Genomic DNA, 17,930 nt, shown 5'->3' with positions numbered 1-17,930 from the left:
GGTAGGCTCAGATGAGCCACATCCTTCCCTTTCTTTTATCTATGCCGGATTTTCCAGGATATACAGAGCCAGCATAAGCAAAAGCCTTGTCTCGTGTTTCTCCAAAGTAACTCCCAGAATTTCCTTTATTCGTTCCAGCTTATATAGTAGGGTGTTTCGGTGCATGTACAGTCGTTTAGCTGTTTCACTGATATTCATATTGCATTCCAGATATGTTTTTAATATATGTACATAGTGGTTGTCCTTTTTGCGGTCATACTTTATTAACTGAACCAGACCTTCCGGACAGAGTACGGTGGGTTCCATATCTTGATAAATCTTTGCCGCCATATATTTTAAAGCGTAGTTTTCAAAGCGGAAATACCAGAAGGAAGGATCCGATTGCACCCCTGTCTGCAGAGCTATGGAAGCCTGCTTATAGTAATTATATAATTGTTTGAAATCATTAAACGGGGTGCTGATGCCTGCCTTAAGAAGATTATCCCGAAGAACAGGCAGCAGTGTTTTCAGATGTTCGTCCCTTGTCAAACCTGATACCGTTAAATTGAAGAGGAAGATTAAAGAATCCTCATGGATTAAAAAACAGTTGCTTTTTGTGATGCTGCTGATTGTGACCGCTAACATGTGCAGTGAATTTCTGCTGTGATCATATTCCGGCAGTTTGGCAGTGAGACAAAAGTATTCATGCTGCGGCTCCCACTCAAGAAACTGCAGCGCGGATACAATAGTGGCGTCTTTAACATGCTCCCCGCAGATAAGCCTGGAAAGCGTACGGTCTATGTATCGGGAATGTGCACCGTAGAGCGCAGGATTATGCAGCAGAAACTGCCGGATGTGCTCTGTGAGTACCATGACAAGTGCCATATCTCTTTCATCCAGCGGTTTGTGCACCTCAAGGACAATGATCCTTCCAATATGGGAATGCTGGATGATAATATCCTGCATAATAGCAGGGAGAGTAAGGGTGTCCCGTTTGATGTACATGGGACGGACTGCCAGGGTATCAAGTACATTTTCCAGTTTTAAATTCAGTAAATGCTCCATGCTCATATAGCCGTTTTCATCCACCGATGGAAAACTGTCAGGCAGGTTATATCGCGACGAATCCGCTACAGCAAATACACAGTTTAATGTTTTTTGGTTATAGAACTGAATGGGATTATCGAATATTTTCAGGGAGAGTTTTCCGAATTCGCTGAGGCTGCATTGTTTCATAGAGGCAAGGTACAGCTGGTTTTCCCATTGCTGATAGTAAGCGAAGAGTTCCTGCAGTCTGACCAGCAGCTCTTCGGGCGGAACGTTTGGGTGAATGATAAGGCAGTTGCAGGAGGAACAGACAATATCCGGAGGCTGCTGCAGGAATAGAAAAGACAGAATGCCGGTTTCCGGAGGTTTTTTCATGTTTTGCTTTTGGGTTACAAGATATAAAACAGTAGGATCAAGGGGCCTTCCTTCCTGATAAAAGCAGGGATAACGCAGATTGCGTATATCGTAGGAAGTAAGGAAATGAGACTTCAGACAAATATCTTTCATATCGGAGGCAATTATTTGCAGATTAAGCTCCATAAGGGCTCCTTTCCAAAGTTCGTATAGAATGCCGAATTATAGAATGAATCTTGTGCTTTCTAAATGTAGGATACTACCATTATAGTTGATATAATTTGAGTAATCAAGTTACTGTTAAAAACAATAATTGGTACAAAATAAGCATGAAAGGAGTCAGAAATATGACTGCAAGAGAGAACGCATTGGAAGTGCTGCATTGGGGAAAGCCGGAATACGTGCCGCTGTCAACAGATGCAATTCAACTGGTTGGAATGATCCCCGGAGATTTTGACGGACCGATGAAGGGAGGAAAGGATTTATTTGGCGTTCCGTGGGTAGAGAGCAGGGAGGGCGCAATGGTAGCTTCCGGCTTTACCCTTTTTGACGATATCTGTGAGTGGGAAAAGTATATAAAACGTCCGGACCTGAGTGTGTATGACTTTAAACGTTTTGCTGAAATGGAATATGGCATGATAGATTCCTCTAACAAGGTCAGAACTTTGTTTTGTCAGAACGGATTATTTATGCGTCTGGTAAATACTATGGGGTTTATGGAGGGACTGATTGCCATCGCCAGTGAACCGGAACGATGCATGGATTTATTTGAATACCTGACGGAGTATGTGATTGATTATATGGGCAGGGCAATTGATGCCTATAATCCGGATATGGTAACTTATTTTGAAGACATTGCCACATCGAGTTCTTTGTTCATATCGCTGGATACTTACCGCAAGGTGTTAAAGCCATTTCACAAAAGGATTGTTGAGTATGTACATTCCCGGGGCCTGATTTTTCAGATGCATACCTGCGGTAAATGCGAGGACGTTCTGAATGATTACGTTGATATAGGGGTACAGGCCTGGCACAGTGCGCAGATTTCTAATAACATTGAAAAAATACTGCAGGATTATAAGGGGCGTATTGTTGTGGAAGGGGGATGGGATTCCCAGGGAGAACCGAGCTTTATCACAGCGACAGAAGAGACAGTGAGAGCGGAAACAAGACGCTGTATGGATACCTATGGTAGATATCCAGGTTTTATATTATGTCCGGTGATGTTTAACGAGAGGGGAAACAGCGTACTTGTAGGAGATGATCGTTTAGCGTTCATAGAAGATGAATGGAAGAAATATAGGAGTAACGGATGACGAAGACGACAAAAGTTGTAAATAATTTATTTATGAATATTCCTATGACCATTGTTTTCTGCTGGTTTGTGCAGCAGCTGGCCATTTGGAGCGGGGCAGCCCCGGCGTTTGACTGGAAATCTTTCTTTTTAAATCTTCCCATTGGATATGTGACGGGGTTTTTCATTGGTTTGATCTTTCCCAGCGTACCCTGGGGCATGCGGTTTGCCAGCGCATGCGGCGCAAAAGAAGGAAGCTGGAAATATAACGCACTGGTGAACCTGATTGTAAATACCGTTAATACAACGGCGCTGATTATTGTCATGACTTATGTGAATGTATGTCTGTTTGGTCATGCGCCGCTGCAGGCTTTGATACCGGGCATTCTTGACTGCTATGTGCCTGTTTGGATTGTGGCCTATTTTGTCAGTTATTTTACAAAACCGATTTGCCTGAAGCTTGCACAAAAGTGTATGAAGGCGATATAGGTACATATTGGGCGGGCAGACTACGAGACTCTCTTGTTATCGGTCTTTTCAGTGATTTCCTGTTCCTGGGACTCTGCGCACTGGGCTGCCTTCTCTTCCCGATCAAACTTTACCCACAGGATATGGTAGATGATGGAGATAATCATGATAAGTCCAAGCTCCAGCAATGCAAAGGGGCTTTGCAGAAACTGGACATACCTGCCCGCGTAGGGGATATGGAACACATAGGTGCCCAGGAGGTCTTCCCGGTAGGTAGCGTAGTCGTCATAGCGGTCAGCGTTCTCCGCCTGGGTGTAGTACCGCTCTCTGCCGGTGTCGTCTACTTCCTTTTTTTTAAAATAGTGGGTGAACACAGCGTCCTTGCCCAGTCGGTTGACATGAAAGGAGATAATGGTATCCGGAGGGATCTCCTGATCCTTATCAATTGTTTTATCCAAAACCAGGGAACCCACGGGTATAGTGGGTTCCATACTGTCGGTGAGAACCACAAAGGTCTGGTAGCCGACAAAATCCTTTAATTGGTCTGGGAAAAAGTGCATTCCCACTATGTAGAAGATGAGCAGAGCGGCAATGATGCCGAATGCAGTATTCCATATGTGCTTGAGGGCCTTTTTCATGTCAGATCTCCTAATGAATGCGCTGTCTGCATTGTATTACGTGGTTGAAAGAAAAAATACCATCATCAGATGGTATTTCTCTATGTATATAAGCTAATTAAGGGATTGTTTACTCTCCAGTTCCCGCGCTTAATGTTCCGGTTACTTCAACCTTTAATGCCGTGCCAGCAGTTGCTGCTTCCAGTACCTTTGTATAATTTGGGTTACTATTTGGTTCACTTGGCTCATTTGGAGTAAGTACCACTGTATAAAGGTTTTCACCATCTTTGACAGTTGTATCAACTCCGCCTGTTAATTCTGTATCGGCCTTCTTTAAGCTGATTGTAAATGCATCTGTAACGTCCGTTTTTGTGGAATTCTCTTCTATTATGACTTTTGTTTCTAATGCTAATTGCGGATTTGTGACTGCGTTGTCTCCCATGCTGACATCAAATTTTAAATTGTCTGCCGTATAGGTATTGGCAGTTTCCAACGTACGGGCTCCGGCCGTAAATGTAACATCTTCCGCACCTGCTGTTACGGTAACAGGCTTATCTAATGTTAAACTGGCATTCTTCGATGCGCTGAGAGTATCCCACACTGCGAAAGATCCAACTGTCGTTACAACAATTGCCGCAGCTGTTAAAATACCTAATAACTGTTTTTTTCCTAATTTTTTAAACATATGTAGTCCTCCTAGACATTCTTTTTTTAATCTGTCTTCATTATACTGGAGGAATTTAGTCTTGACTAATGCTTGTTTCTCATGCCTCAGCGATAAATGGGGGTTATCGCGGATCCCTAAGGAGTATCTCCGTAATTATCCTGAATGATCTCCAGGAATTCTTCCGCCTGTTTTGACAAAATTTCTTTTTTTCGCTTCACCCAGAGAAGTTTCTTTTCCAAATCTTCGCAGTAATCCAGAAGGATACTGGCGATATGCCCTTTCCCAAGCTCTTCGATCTGCCACTTTCCACCGAAGATAAAGGCGTCTGTGCGTTTAATTAGATTGACAATTCCGTGATAATTATTAATTACAATTGTTTTTTCAAAATCACTTAATCGAATCTCACCCAGCGAGATAAGCTGATTAATATTAGCAAAGTAGTCAGCCGGCAGATGTACATAGGTAAAGGGGAGAAGATCTTTTGGATTCATATGTGCTGCCTGATAAAAAGGGTTTTGCGTCCCTACGTGAACGTAGTAAGGGCTGGAGGCAATTTCATGCAGCTCCAGTTCTTTGATATCGCAGATTTTCTTTAGTATTGCCAGCTGCTTGGTATTCACAACGATTATCCCCACCTCTGACGTCAGGCCGGCTACATGCTCCAGGACTCGTTCTACGGATGTCTCATGTATGGATATATTTGCATGTCTGGTCTGCAGATTCTGATAAAAATGCAGCATTATTTCATCCTTTAATACGATGTTTCCAACAGAAACAGCCATTTTATTCTGCTCAAATTCCTTATCTTTCATCTTCAAAGATTCTATTTCATTCATCTGGCTTATCACGGAATGGGCATAAAAATAGAGACTTTCCCCGATTGTGGTCAGAGTAACTCCGTGATTTGTGCGGACAAATAATTTAGTGCCCATCTCGTCCTCAAGGCTCTGCATGGCCCGTGTCAGGTTAGGCTGTGTGACATAGAGCCGGTCAGCTGCTTTTCTCATGCTTTTTTGTTCGGCTATCTCAACAAAATATTTTAAAAATTTTAACTCCATTGGTATTCTCCGGTTCGCCTTTAGAGGGACAGGCATATTCTATTTATATTTAAGGTGTGCCTGAGACACACATGTATCCATTCTACCTTTTTATTAGAGGATAAGCAAGTAATTCTGCTATTTAGGTGTGACTGGGAGTATTCTTTTTCCCGGTGTCCGGCGTGGCCAGAAGCAGGGGCGGACAGACTTCCACGGAAATCCCGCGTGAAAAGCATTATTTCTGCACTCCCGGATATGTGGTAGAATAGAAGAATCAGATTAACAAATTGGTATTGCAGGAGGCAGCTATGGACTATAGAATCAGAACAATGTCAGAGGAAGACAGCTTGCGCGACGATATCGGCTTGGCTGCAGAAGTTGATAACAAGGCTGTTGGTGCAGTTTGGGTACGCGTTATGAATGATTACGGACATATAGACAACGACACTCCGTCCTTTGCCATTTCCTTGTATAAAGATTATAGGGGATTGGGAATAGGTACTGCTTTGATGAGAGAAATGCTCCGTATTCTTAAAGACAGAGGGTATAAACAAGCCTCACTTGCGGTGCAAAAAGCAAATTATGCTGTAGAAATGTATCAGAAAACGGGATTTGTAATTATGGATGAAAACGAGGAAGAATATATAATGCTTTGCCGTTTGCAATAATTTGAGTCAACTTACATGGAACTGTAAAGGGTACATACAGTTGTCATGGTTTCTATGTTAAAATGGGATCAAAGACATAAAGGAGAGAGAAGTTATGATAGAATTACCGGAATCCATCACCTATGCCAGTATGCTGAATCAGTATATACTGGGCAAAACTGTAGCAGCTGTCTGTCCCCCGTCCGCGCCGCATAAGTTCTGCTGGTTTCATGGGGATGTGAATGCATACGACAGTTTATTAAAAGGAAAATCAGTGGAGCGTGCGGATGCTTATGGAATCTTTGTTGAGATTACATTTGAGGGAGGGTTATACCTCAATTTCAATGATGGGGTCAATGTACGGCTTCTTGAGGAAGGGGAAAAACCGCCGAAGAAATATCAGCTTCTGATCGCGTTTGATGACGGAAGCGCACTTGTATTTACCGTTGCCATGTACGGGGGGATTGCCTGCCATCAGGGAGAGTTCGATAATGAATATTATCTGAAAAACCGGGCCGGGATTACGCCCCTTGACCCGGGGTTCACGGAAGAATATTTTCTGAAGCTTGCTGAGTCGGTGAAGCCGAATACCAGTGCAAAGGCTTTTCTGGCTACGCAGCAGAGGTTCCTCGGGCTGGGAAACGGCACGCTTCAGGATATCCTGTTTTACGCAGGCATCCACCCCAAGAGAAAGCTGGTGACACTTTCCCGGGAGGAGCTGCTGGGACTGCTTGCCAGTGTGAAAAAGATTTTGGGGGAGATGGCAGAGAAAGGAGGCCGGGATACGGAGAAAAATCTGCTGGGACAGACCGGCGGGTATGCCACTGTTATGTCCAGAAACACGCAGACCAGCGGCTGTCCTTGCTGCGGAGGGCAGATTGTGAAAGAAAGCTATATGGGCGGGTCTGTGTATTACTGTCCGGATTGTCAGCCGCTGGTTAAGTAGGGGCGGGAAGGCTGCCCGTTCTTTTTCCTGCACTCCGGACAACGGTTTTCCGGAAGACATTTCTGCAGGCTGTTGGGAGAGCGCAGAAAGGAATGGTGCTGGGGACATTTCCACCAGACAGGCTTGTTGGATTTCAGGGTGACATCCTCAGGCGTCAGGCCGTGATTTTTTTCCGTATCCCACAGACTGGCCAGATCCGGATTCAGGGAAGCCAGTGAGGTCTCAGGGGCGGTTTTGCGGTGGCTGCAGTAAGGGCATCCGCTTTTTCGGGGGCCGGTGCGGCTGTAGATCATAGCAGGCCACTCATGCCCCCGGGCACATCTCCACCATACGTTCTTTTCCGTACCCGGCAGAACCTGTTCCGGTGTCAGGCTGCCGTTCTTTTCATAGTTCCATTCCCCGGCAATCTCAGGCCGCCGGGCGGCCAGGCTGTTAGAATCACAAACCTTGTAGTTGGAACAATAGCTGCAGCCGGAACCGTGCTGTGTCCGGTTTATGACAGAAGCCTCATACTCTCTTTTGCAGTCCGGACATTTCCACCATACTTTTTTGCCGCTGCCCGCCGGCACCGTATCCGGATCTTCTTTGTTTTGCTGGCTCCACTCCCGTGCCAGCTGGGGATATCGCACAGCCAGGGAACGCTTTTTTCTCTCGTGATAGTATTTCCGCTCAATTTCCCAGTGATCTTTCTTGTGATTGGGTGTGACGGCTATGTCTGTAAGAAGAGAAAGCAGATAGGAAATGCCCTGATCCAGATAATCGTCCTGTTCGCTCCAGGGGTAAGTGATCACATGATCGGCATAGTGAATCCCCTCTGTGAGTTCTTTCGAGTCCCGTATCCGTATCATGCGATACCCTTCTTTTTGCACAAGGAAATCCTTGCGCCGTGCTCTTTCTTCTGCCGCGGCGGAACTGTGAAAGTAGTAACCGTCATGCTCTATCACAATTTTTTCTTCCGGCAGCAGCAGGTCCAGAATATACCTGTCGCGGAACGGAACCTCACAGGCACAGCCGGGAAATATTTGGGACAGATAGTAGAAGATGGCTCTTGAGGCATATGAAATGCGGAACTGCCTGGAACACTGGGGGCATCCCCGAAGAAGCGCTGTCCGGTTGCTGATTTTATCTGTCCAGATGTGGGAGGGGTTAAACTCGCAGGTCCACCATACTTTTTCCTGGCTGAAGGGATGGAAGTCAGATGGCTTTTTTCCCTCATTTTTCACATAATTCCACTGGAAGGCAACGTCAGGATACAGGATTTCCAGATTGTAGGTGGGGCAGACCCGCTGGCCGCTGCAGTAAGGGCAGATTTCTCCGCCATTTTTCCGGCATCGTTCTGCGGATCGGACCTGTTCCTTGATTATGTTGGTCCAGGTATGCCCGTTTCTGCAGCGCCAGTGGACCGATGCATGGCTTTTGGGGGTGTAGAGCGTGGGAGGCTCTGTGTTGCGGGATTCGTCCCAATACCGGAGAAGCTCGGGAAAGGCTTCTGCCAGGTTATAAAAGCTGCTGGCCTTTCTGTGGCTGCAGTAGGGGCAGTCATATTTTCTGCCCGGGCGTGTGAGATGGTTGGGTGTGGTGTGCCACTGCAGGCTGCATACCGGACACTGCAGTGTGATGTCCTTTCCCGCGGAGCTTCCCAGCTGATCTGCCGGTATGGGGTTGCCGCCCAGCTGGTAGAACTGGAGAAGCTGCTGCTCCTGGTTCCTGACACACCAGTCCTGAAACGTGATTTTTGCTTTCATAGGATGTCCTCTTCTGTTACGGATTTTCTTACTATAAAACTTTACCGTATTACGGGGAATTTGTCAAAATGTGGAATCAATATCCTTTTTACAGTGCGGGTATGCTGCTGTTTCCGCCCGCTGTTCCGGCTGATGAACATTTTGATAGAAATTTCTGAAAAAATGTGTTATAATGATAAAGTAACCGGCTGTTTTGATAGCATTGCAATGCTTATGAAAACAGTTTTTCCCTTTTTGGGACTTTTAAGAAAGCAAGGTGTTTATATTGTTTAAAGTCAATGATTTTGTAGTATATGGAGACAGAGGCGTATATAGGATTGCCAGTATCGGCCAGTTGGACTTTCTGGATTCCAATGAGAAATATTATAGTCTGGAGCCGGCCTGCAGTGACGGCAGCACGATCTATGTGAAAACATCCAGCAATAAGATTTCTATGCGTAACCTGATCAGCAGACAAAAAGCTGAGAGTTATTTGTCTGAACTTAGGGATCTGGACAGTTTATATGATAAGGACAGCAGAGCCAGAGACAGAGAGTATCAGGGTGTTCTGAAAAGCAGCGAGTGCGGCGGCTGTTTTCGTATGCTCAAAGGAATTAAGCAGGAAGAACACAGAAGATTAGCGATAGGCAAGAAACTGAATGCAGATGATGATAAGAACCTGAAACGGGTGGAAAAAATACTCTTGGGTGAACTGGCGGTAGTATTTAACAGCTCAGTGGATCAGGTGAAGGAAAAGATGTCTGTGCTGTATGAGAATTAGGGAGACTATTTAAACGGGACTGCCGGGAAAATGGATTCAGATTGAGATTAAAAGGTAATTAAATATAATAGGACAGTAGGCACTCTGCGCGAAAGCGGGGTGCTTATTTTTCTGGAAGTTGCAGGAGACGGTTATGGACTACGAAATTAGAACAATAATTGCAGGTATATATAGCCGGATAGGGAGAAGTCTACGGAGAGGATCGACGGGGCTGTGGCAACGGTGATGGCGCTTGACCGGGCGATACGAAATGAAGGAATTATTGGCGGAGGGGATTCCCTTTGATGTGAAGCTGCCTGCCGCAAAACCTCTAGAAGCCGGTGCATTGACAGAAGCAGAAATGAACCAGGAACTGGAGAAAGGGTATACGGATTTTGTGCAGAGGAAAACAAAACCGGCGGCGCAGGCGTTTGCGGAAATCCGTAAGGATTATGGCCTATGATATACCATATAGCCCTTACAGAACAGGCAGATTCTGATTTGCGGGGGATTTATGAGTATATTGCATTCAGCCTCGTGGAACCGGAAAATGCGGCAGGGCAGCTTGACCGTCTGAAAGAAAACATTTTGAAATTGGCAGATATGCCAGGAAAGTTTAAACTTTATGAAAAAGAACCGTACATAGATGTGCAGTTGAGAAATACGACAATATAATATAGTGGGAATGGGAAGCATTTCTTCGGGGGTGCTTTCTTTTTCTATATCTTTTGAAAGGAGTACCAACGGAAAATATGTGAATGAGCGGCCGGCCATGCAGATCAAGGCGGTGTATTCCTGTGTGCGGATTCTTGCAGAAACCGTAGCATTCCTGCCTGTCCAGGTGTACCGTTATACGGATACCGGAAAAGAGAGGGTGTATGACCATTCGCTGTACCATCTGCTCCATGATGAGCTGAACCCGGAGATGACTTCCTTAACAGGAACCCTTTGACTGGGACTTTGCAGCGAACGCGTCGGCGTCAAGTTGTGCTGATGAAACCTTACATGGACTGTAAGTGTTATTTTAGGAAACCTTATGTTATCATTTTATATAGAAAACATAGGAGGCAGCAAAATGGAACCCATTCTAAATATAGAAAACTTAACAAAGATTTATGGAAATATCCCCAACCAAACAAAGGCTCTGAATGGCATTACCTTTCAGGTCATGCCAGGTGAGTTCCTTGGTATTATGGGGAGCAGCGGTTCGGGAAAATCTACACTTCTTAACTGTATTGCAACGGTCATTGAATCTAGTGGCGGTAGTATTGCGATAGAAGGGAATAATCTCAGTTCTCTTAATGGAAAGGAGCTGGCAGAGTACAGGGGAAAAAAGGTTGGCTATTTATTTCAGAATTTTGAATTATTGGACAATCTCACTGGCTGTGAAAATATTTTATTACCTACATCACTTCACAATCTGCCTGAAAAAGAAAGCCGCCTGCGTTTGAAAAGACTTGCGGAATATTTAGAAATTGTTGATGTGCTAGATAGATTTCCGATGCAGATGTCCGGCGGTCAGCGGCAGCGTGTAGCAGCCGCCAGAGCCATGATCCTCCATCCTAAAATGATTCTTGCCGACGAGCCCACAGGCGCTTTGGATTCCAAAAACGCGAAGAATGTTATGGAGAAACTTTCTGGCCTTAATCGGAACGAACAGGCTACTATACTAATGGTGACCCATGATTCCAACGCCGCCAGCTTTTGCAAGAGAATACTATTCATTCAGGATGGCGTGATCTTCCATGAACTCCGGCGCGGGGACGAAACCCAGCGGGTTTTTTACGAGCGTATCTTAAAGGTCATGGCCCAGCTGGGAGGTGGCAGTTGTAATGTTCTCTAATTTAATTTTAAGAAATAGTAAACGCAACCGAAAGGAAAACGGATTGTTTTTTAGTTCGCTGGTAATTTCCATAATAGCTTTTTACATTATTCTTTCTATCTCTAATCAGGACGTAATGCGCTTCCTGCGGAAAATGGAGAGCGATGCAGTAGATAAACTATTGCTCATGATCCCGGTATTCTATACAATGACTTTAGGAATACTGTTTTTCTTGATTTACTTTGCCTGCAAGTATCAGCTGGAACGCCGCAGGCATGAGTTCGGTGTTTATTTGATGATGGGTATGCGCAGAAGTAAACTTTTTTCTATGCTTTTGGCAGAAGACTTTGTCAGTAGTATTCTGGCTTTATTGATTGGGCTTCCTGTGGCAGTCCTGCTTTCTGAAATGATTAGTCTTATTACTGCCAAACTGGTCGGAATGGGAATTATCGGGCATCGCTTTACCCTTTCCCTGCCTGCTGTGGTTCTGACTGTTATTGGATTTTTGGTTATCAAGTTGATGGCATTTTTAATTTTAAGCGGGAATATCAGCCGTCAAGAAATAGGCGCTCTCTTGACAAACACATCTCGTAATGCAAAAAAGCAAAAACCAGGGATTGTTTACGGACTTTCTGCTGTTTGCGGAATTGCTATGCTGGTAATTGCTTATGCTATGGCAATTAAAGGGATCGCATGGCAGAAACCAACCATGATGTTACTTACTCTGCTGCTTGGCATGACAGGAACTATTCTTCTGTTTTATGGTATGCGATCATTTATCGCGCTGCTCATTAAGGCAGGAAAATCCGGCGGGAAACTTCGCATTTTTAATTTCCGTCAAATTCAGGAGAATGTTATTCAGCAGTCTACTTCTTTAGCTGTTAGTTCTATGTTGATTTTAGCAGCTCTATGCTTCTTTGGTGCAGGAATTGGAATTGCAAATACAAGCAGCCAATCGAATGCGCATACGCTGGACTATACTTTTAAGCCAAACGATAATATTGTGTTTGATAATAAACCAGTCCCTGCTCAAATTTTCCCAGGCATACAGACCATACTGGAAGATAATGGACTCACAAATCAGTTTTCAGAATTGTTTCCAATAAGATTGGGGCACATTTACAGTACGGGTAAAACCGAAAATGTTTTCAACATGGAGTCTGTCATGGAATCACTGTATAAACTGCCGGAGTCGCAAGACCGTGATATTCTATTGAACAATCTAGGCTATGCGGACTATCCATATATAATCTGCCTTTCAGACTATAATAAACTATTGGAGTTAGCCGGAAAGCCTGTTTTAGAACTTGCCTCTGATGAAGCGGCAGTGTACCGTGATCCTGATAGTACAACAAATGAGACAAGAAATGCTATGCTAAATAAGATCCTTGCCACACATCCTCAAACTGAAATGGACAGTAATCTTATTTATCTGGTTGGTAAAGTACAATCCGTTTCTTTAGTGACGGATCGCTCCATTACTCTTGATTTTGCTCTGATTTTACCGGATGAACAATTCTTTTACTATACACAAGGAAATTATGATGTTTATGTTAATGGTGTGTTAAGTGAAGAGGCAACTAAGGGGGGCGAATTGATGAACGCTTATTCTATAATCAATGAAAAGTTAGATACCCTTGATTTAGAAAGAAAAGGCTTTGAATATGAAAGCTATCTCCAAAACATGGGCAGGCAGCTCTTTTATATGGTGGCCGCCAGTTATATTACAAGTTATCTTGCTATTATCTTTTTGGTAGTATCCAACACGATTATGGGAGTTCAGTTTTTAATGAGTCAGCAGAGGACAGGGCGCAGATATCAAACCCTGGCACGGCTTGGAGCCACATATCAAACCCTGTGTCATTCTGCAAGAAAACAAATTAACTGGTTTATGGGGCTTCCTGTTTTAGTTGCCGCTATCAGTAGTGTGTTCGGGGTTAAAGCGCTGTTCACTGGTGTTCTCTCTGCAGAAGCACAAAGTATTCAGGGAAAAATGCTTACTATCTCTGCAATTATTATTTTGCTGCTCTGTGTAGTTGAATATATTTACATGGCTGTTATTAAGCGTTCCAGTGATCGGTATCTGCTGACGTTAATGCAGCCACAAAGAGAAGAATAAAAGAAAGGAGGCGGGGCTGTTATGAAAAAAATTGCAGTTGTGGAAGACGAAATTTATATGCGGGAAGAACTTTGCAGTATGCTAAAAAAGGCAGGATATGAGGCATTAGAAGTGACGGTCTTTGAAGATGCTGTAAAACATTTAACAGTCCTCATTCCTGACCTTGTGCTTTTGGATCTTAATCTCCCCGGAATTAGCGGATTTCAAATTTGTCAGGATTTGAAACAAAAAACAGCCATCCCTGTTCTGGTTTTGACATCCAGAGATCAGATGCAGGATGAACTGCAAGCGCTTCGGCTGGGAGCTGATGAATATCTAACAAAACCCTGCCGTAAAGAGCGGCTTCTTGCAAGGATAACTAATATTCTTAAACGATATGAAGGCCGTCCAAATCTTCTGGAAGGACAGGATTTTTTGTTGGATCGGGGAACTTATACTCTCTATATTCATAACACTTCGGTGGTACTTCCCAAAAATCAAGGGAAACTTTTGGAAGCACTTCTCTCCAGTGACATGGCAACATCGGAGGAACTTTGCAAAACTCTCTGGGGGACAATGGAGTTTATTGACGAAAATGCTTTACAGGTAAATTTGTCCCGATTAAAAAAGACCATGGCAGCATTGGGAATGAGACAAAAAATTGTGGCAGTTCGCGGTGTGGGCTATCGGCTGGAAAGAGCGGTAGACTTATGAAACATTTTTGGACTACTATAAAACGAAATGCCCCATGGCTGCTCGTGTTATTGATTGCAAGTATTTTTTCTGCGCTATTACTTTGGCTTTCCAATGTTCAGGCATTTCAGGCATTAGCAGGTATGATTTTGCTGTGGAGCCTGACACTTTTTGCTTTGGTGCTGGTTTATACCGATTTAAAAGAGCGGAGGAAACAAAGTCTGTTTCAAGCGTTCCTTTCAAATCCAGATGCAGTCAATGAAGAACGACTAATTAGAGCAGTCAGTCAGCAGGAAAGGGAACAAATTCAGCTTTTAGCTTCCGTTCTGAGAAAAGGACAGTTGATCCAATATAATCTTGCAGAAGAACTCCGGGATTATGAGGAATATGTGGAAAGCTGGGCACATGAAGCCAAAACACCGCTGTCTTTGCTTGCCATGATTTTAGATAATCGAGCAAATGAGATCCCATCTGATATTCAAACTAAATTAGATTATGTGTGCAATCAATTTCAAGAGGATATTTCACAGATGCTCTACTATGCCAGATTAAAAAGCAGTACCAAAGATTATCGGTTTGAAGAATTAAATCTACAATATCTCTTGGAAGAAGTTTTGGCAGATTATGCTCCGCTTCTCGAAGAAAAGCAGTTTACCGTTCAAAATGAAATAGGAGCTGAAACAGTTTTTACAGATCGCAGGGGCTTTCAATTTATGCTAGGGCAAATTATCAGTAATGTCATTAAATATAGCAGTGACAGCCCTATGCTTATTATATCAGCAGAGCATACTGGCATTGAAATTGTGCTTTCTATAACCGACAATGGTAATGGTGTAAAAAGTTATGATCTCCCTTATATCTTCCAAAAAGGTTTTACTGGTGATTCCACTGACAGCAGAAACAAAGCTACTGGCATGGGATTGTATTTGACTAAGAAAATGGCAGATGATCTTAACTTGAAGTTGGAGGCTGAGTCTGAATATAAAAGGTATTTTAAAATATCGGTACATTTTCCTGTACTCACAATGGACAGAAACTAAATAGGGAATAAGTAGCGAAAGCGGTTGGGGACAGGGCAGATCGATTTTGGGACGTGTTCTTTCTAGAAAGAACACGTCCCAAAATCGAATTTAAGCTTATCTGAACACGATGGAATCAAGGATGGATGAGGCTTCTGCCCTTAATTTCTGAATCTCCTCCTGCTGTTCCTGAGTAAATATACTGATATCTATAGTATCTGAGGTGCTGTTGCCGGATATAAACCATCGTCCTGCATGCTGTCCATGGTTCCTGGTGTTTTCAAGTTCTGTGAGTCCTGCAAGGCTTTCACTTTCACTATTGAAGGCAAAGACATCCAGGATATCAGCGGATATCTCACCTTCTGCAGAGGAAGCGGTCTCATTATACCATATCCCCCAGAAATCTTTTTCTGAATAATAAGCCACTTTGCCGGCCCATGACTCAGGAAGCGTGAGATAGAAGTAGCTGGATACCAAACGCAGGCCGTCCTGCTTGAATTCACTGCCGGAGATGGGGATCCACTGTCCGGATCCGTTTACGTAGAAGCCGTCAGGGGTAAAGCGCGATACATACATGGCACCGGAGCTTCCCACATAGTAATTGCCGATCCAACGGTTTTTTGTCATGGATCCGGAGGAAGTAAGATAATACCAGATGCTGCCGTCTTTGATCCATCCGGTCAACATTTTTCCGCTCTTGTCAGCGTAATACCAGGTGCCGCCCACCTGATACCATCCGGTGGCCATGGCGCCGCTGCCGGTGAGATAATACCAGGTGTTTCCCTGGCGAAGCCATCCGGTCTGCATGGCACCGCCGCTGTTGGCATAATACCAGGTATTTTTATCCAGATACCATCCGGTGGCCATCGTTCCGTCTGTGCGGAAATAGTACCAGCTGCCCTGCCGGAACCATCCGGTTTTCATGGCGCCGCTGCCGGTAAGGTAATACCAGTTTCTCCCCTGTTTTAACCATCCGGTCTGCATCTTTCCGCTGGAATTGAAGTAGTACCAGGTGCTGCCGTCAAGAAGCCACCCAGTTTTCATGGCACCGCTGCCGGTGAGATAATACCAGGTGCTTCCCTGCTTAAACCACCCGGTCTTCATGGCTCCTGAGGATTCCAGGAAATACCAGGAACCGCCTGTTTGCACCCATCCGGTTTTCATGGCGCCGCTGCCGTCCAGGAAGTACCAGGTTTTGCCGTCCAGAAGCCATCCGGTCTGCATGGCTCCCGAATCTTTCAGGAAATACCAGGAGCTGCCGTTTTTTAGCCACCCGGTTTTCATCGCTCCGGAGGGTTCAAAATAATACCAGGAACCGCTTGTTTGCACCCACCCGGTTTTCATGGCACCGCTGCTGTCCAGGAAGTACCAGGTGCTGCCAAGGTTAAGCCATCCGGTCTGCATGGCTCCCGAATTGTCGAAGTAATACCAGGAACCGTCTATTTTTTGCCATCCGGTCTGCATGGCGCCAACAGAGTTCATATAATACCATTTTCCGTGAAGGTACTGCCATCCTCTGACGCAATAGCCGTCTTTGTTAAAGTAATACCAGGTACTGTCAACGCATTCCCACATATTTATGGGGTAGGTGCCGTCCGGGCGGATATATCGCAGCTGGCCTTTGTTGGTTATCAGCCACTTAACAGGGGGTTTGGTTGTTGAGCCGGGGTTTGAAGGCTTTACATATGTTGCATTTAGTTCAGCAATGACCGTGGATCCGGTTGACGTGTTTTCCACATCCAGTGAGTAGCCTTTCTTTATATATTCTGTTATAAAGGAAGTATCCGGAAGCCAGAAATTATCTGATTCCTCATCACTTGTAAAGTAGTAAGTATTTTCTTCGTAGGAAAGAGAGACAGAAGCCTGCAGTGCTTTTTCGTTTTCCCCATTGAATACACTGATGACAGTACTGGAAGGCAAGGAATCTGAGGGCTCATATAGAGAATATCCTCCATAGGTATTTCCATAGGGGTCTTTGAGCGTACCGATCCCGTTGTTATAAATCATGGTAATGGTGGAAGAGAGCTGCAGCTGGGGGATCGTATAATAAGCAGTATCCCCGGACTCTCCGGCTGCAGGATACTCTGTTACAAGATTGTTCCGTCCGTCCTCTCCGGTGACAAAAGACAGTGGTTCTGTCTCTTCATAGCATTCCATTTCCTCCGCAGAGCTGTCTGGTACATAACTGCCCGGGTATTTACCCAGGGCAATGGGACTCTCTGTTTTAAGTGTAATACCGGGCCACGGTTCGCCATTTCTTTCTGCCTCGAACTGCAGTGTTCTCACTGCTTTGCCGGTACGGCTTTCAGGTATGTAAGAGTCATCCGAATAATCATAGGTAACTTCTTCAGAAGTAAGATCTGTCGTGTAATGAAAGACCAAAACCAGATCTTGATCCGGGGCAGTACCGGATATATCGCCGGTGGTAAATGTCCAGCCCTCCTGGGTGACAGGGGCAAAATAATAAGGTGAACCTGCTGCTATTTTCACATCAGCAAAATAAAACCTCTCCCCGCCGGAGGTTTCGGCAAAATCTCTGTCAAATACCAGCGTATTGCCGTCACTGCAGGTAACAGAATCCTGAATAGTAAGACTGTGGACATTCTCCGCACTGATTTGCGCACCTGCATGTGCCGGCGCAGAGCCTGCCAGAACAGGAACCGCCCATAGAACAGCCAGGAAGACTGCGGCAGTGAATGCCAGATACAGCGTTTTCATGTGTTGTCTTTTTCTTTTCATAAAATCCCCCTTTTCGATA

The 17,930-nt window shown here is 44.6% G+C and carries 16 protein-coding genes and 2 pseudogenes; 12 read left to right on the top strand and 6 right to left on the bottom strand.

What is annotated here, in order from left to right; all coding sequences use genetic code 11:
• Nucleotides 1–39: 39 nt before the first annotated feature.
• A complete protein-coding gene (locus tag ACGHCT_RS14205) occupies nucleotides 40–1,566 on the bottom strand; it encodes a CdaR family transcriptional regulator (RefSeq protein WP_154258369.1) in 1,527 nt (508 codons plus the stop codon).
• Nucleotides 1,567–1,727: 161 nt separating this feature from the next.
• Between ACGHCT_RS14205 and ACGHCT_RS14200 the strand changes: the two genes are divergently transcribed.
• Together ACGHCT_RS14200 and ACGHCT_RS14195 are read left to right on the top strand one after the other, a co-directional pair.
• Nucleotides 1,728–2,696 carry a uroporphyrinogen decarboxylase family protein gene (locus tag ACGHCT_RS14200; protein ID WP_072852909.1) on the top strand — a complete coding sequence of 323 codons (969 nt, stop codon included), beginning with the start codon at nucleotides 1,728–1,730 and terminating at the stop codon, nucleotides 2,694–2,696.
• Entirely contained in the window at nucleotides 2,693–3,163 is a 471-nt protein-coding gene (locus tag ACGHCT_RS14195; protein ID WP_072852911.1) for a hypothetical protein, read from the top strand. Before ACGHCT_RS14200 ends, ACGHCT_RS14195 begins: the two co-directional genes overlap by 4 nt.
• A 20-nt stretch (nucleotides 3,164–3,183) precedes the next feature.
• Here the strand turns inward: ACGHCT_RS14195 and ACGHCT_RS14190 are convergent, their stop codons facing one another.
• The 3 genes from ACGHCT_RS14190 to ACGHCT_RS14180 all read right to left on the bottom strand — a co-directional run bounded on the left by ACGHCT_RS14190 (nucleotide 3,184) and on the right by ACGHCT_RS14180 (nucleotide 5,484).
• Complete coding sequence (locus ACGHCT_RS14190; RefSeq protein WP_390436441.1) at nucleotides 3,184–3,780, bottom strand: hypothetical protein; 597 nt, start codon at nucleotides 3,778–3,780, stop codon at nucleotides 3,184–3,186.
• 109 nt (nucleotides 3,781–3,889) lie between these two features.
• Nucleotides 3,890–4,444: a hypothetical protein gene (locus ACGHCT_RS14185; RefSeq protein WP_390436439.1), complete on the bottom strand. Its 555-nt coding sequence runs from the start codon at nucleotides 4,442–4,444 to the stop codon at nucleotides 3,890–3,892.
• Between the two features lie 116 nt (nucleotides 4,445–4,560).
• Nucleotides 4,561–5,484: a LysR family transcriptional regulator gene (locus ACGHCT_RS14180; RefSeq protein ID WP_072852917.1), complete on the bottom strand. Its 924-nt coding sequence runs from the start codon at nucleotides 5,482–5,484 to the stop codon at nucleotides 4,561–4,563.
• A gap of 314 nt (nucleotides 5,485–5,798) precedes the next feature.
• Between ACGHCT_RS14180 and ACGHCT_RS14175 the strand changes: the two are divergent.
• Together ACGHCT_RS14175 and ACGHCT_RS14170 are read left to right on the top strand one after the other, a co-directional pair.
• A pseudogene (locus ACGHCT_RS14175) lies at nucleotides 5,799–6,131 on the top strand (GNAT family N-acetyltransferase); the annotation flags it as partial.
• Between the two features lie 94 nt (nucleotides 6,132–6,225).
• The gene (locus ACGHCT_RS14170) at nucleotides 6,226–7,056 is read left to right on the top strand and encodes an endonuclease VIII (protein WP_390436436.1); all 831 of its coding nucleotides are present in this window, start codon (nucleotides 6,226–6,228) and stop codon (nucleotides 7,054–7,056) included.
• Here ACGHCT_RS14170 and ACGHCT_RS14165 read toward each other — a convergent pair.
• Entirely contained in the window at nucleotides 7,038–8,801 is a 1,764-nt protein-coding gene (locus tag ACGHCT_RS14165; RefSeq protein WP_390436434.1) for a zinc-ribbon domain-containing protein, read from the bottom strand. The genes ACGHCT_RS14170 and ACGHCT_RS14165 overlap by 19 nt on opposite strands.
• Before the next feature lie 256 nt (nucleotides 8,802–9,057).
• On the opposite strand from ACGHCT_RS14165, the gene ACGHCT_RS14160 reads away from it, so the two are divergent.
• From ACGHCT_RS14160 to ACGHCT_RS14125, 8 genes and pseudogenes are all read left to right on the top strand, one after another.
• A complete protein-coding gene (locus ACGHCT_RS14160) occupies nucleotides 9,058–9,561 on the top strand; it encodes a CarD family transcriptional regulator (protein ID WP_084067962.1) in 504 nt (167 codons plus the stop codon).
• A 250-nt stretch (nucleotides 9,562–9,811) separates the two neighbouring features.
• Nucleotides 9,812–10,003, top strand: a complete 192-nt coding sequence (locus ACGHCT_RS14155; protein WP_390436432.1) for a hypothetical protein — start codon at nucleotides 9,812–9,814, stop codon at nucleotides 10,001–10,003.
• On the top strand, nucleotides 10,000–10,215 hold the full coding sequence (locus tag ACGHCT_RS14150; RefSeq protein WP_154258360.1) for a type II toxin-antitoxin system RelE/ParE family toxin: 216 nt from the start codon (nucleotides 10,000–10,002) through the stop codon (nucleotides 10,213–10,215). The genes ACGHCT_RS14155 and ACGHCT_RS14150 overlap by 4 nt, the downstream gene beginning before the upstream one ends.
• Before the next feature lie 52 nt (nucleotides 10,216–10,267).
• Nucleotides 10,268–10,474, top strand: a pseudogene (locus tag ACGHCT_RS14145) (phage portal protein); the annotation flags it as partial.
• 141 nt (nucleotides 10,475–10,615) lie between these two features.
• Nucleotides 10,616–11,383 carry an ABC transporter ATP-binding protein gene (locus ACGHCT_RS14140; RefSeq protein ID WP_154258359.1) on the top strand — a complete coding sequence of 256 codons (768 nt, stop codon included), beginning with the start codon at nucleotides 10,616–10,618 and terminating at the stop codon, nucleotides 11,381–11,383.
• On the top strand, nucleotides 11,373–13,481 hold the full coding sequence (locus tag ACGHCT_RS14135; protein WP_390436430.1) for an FtsX-like permease family protein: 2,109 nt from the start codon (nucleotides 11,373–11,375) through the stop codon (nucleotides 13,479–13,481). Before ACGHCT_RS14140 ends, ACGHCT_RS14135 begins: the two co-directional genes overlap by 11 nt.
• A 21-nt stretch (nucleotides 13,482–13,502) precedes the next feature.
• Nucleotides 13,503–14,174, top strand: a complete 672-nt coding sequence (locus ACGHCT_RS14130) for a response regulator transcription factor (protein WP_154258357.1) — start codon at nucleotides 13,503–13,505, stop codon at nucleotides 14,172–14,174.
• Nucleotides 14,171–15,193, top strand: coding sequence for a sensor histidine kinase (locus tag ACGHCT_RS14125; RefSeq protein WP_390436427.1), 1,023 nt, complete (start codon nucleotides 14,171–14,173; stop codon nucleotides 15,191–15,193). Before ACGHCT_RS14130 ends, ACGHCT_RS14125 begins: the two co-directional genes overlap by 4 nt.
• Before the next feature lie 96 nt (nucleotides 15,194–15,289).
• Here ACGHCT_RS14125 and ACGHCT_RS14120 read toward each other — a convergent pair whose 3' ends face one another.
• Complete coding sequence (locus ACGHCT_RS14120) at nucleotides 15,290–17,911, bottom strand: hypothetical protein (RefSeq protein WP_390436425.1); 2,622 nt, start codon at nucleotides 17,909–17,911, stop codon at nucleotides 15,290–15,292.
• Between the last annotated feature and the right edge of the window lie 19 nt (nucleotides 17,912–17,930).

The sequence above is a fragment of the Lactonifactor longoviformis genome (assembly GCF_042848515.1).
GTDB lineage: Bacteria > Bacillota > Clostridia > Lachnospirales > Lachnospiraceae > Lactonifactor > Lactonifactor longoviformis.
The sequence above is the reverse complement of the archived record's forward strand: the minus strand, read 5'-3'. Positions and strand labels throughout refer to the sequence as shown.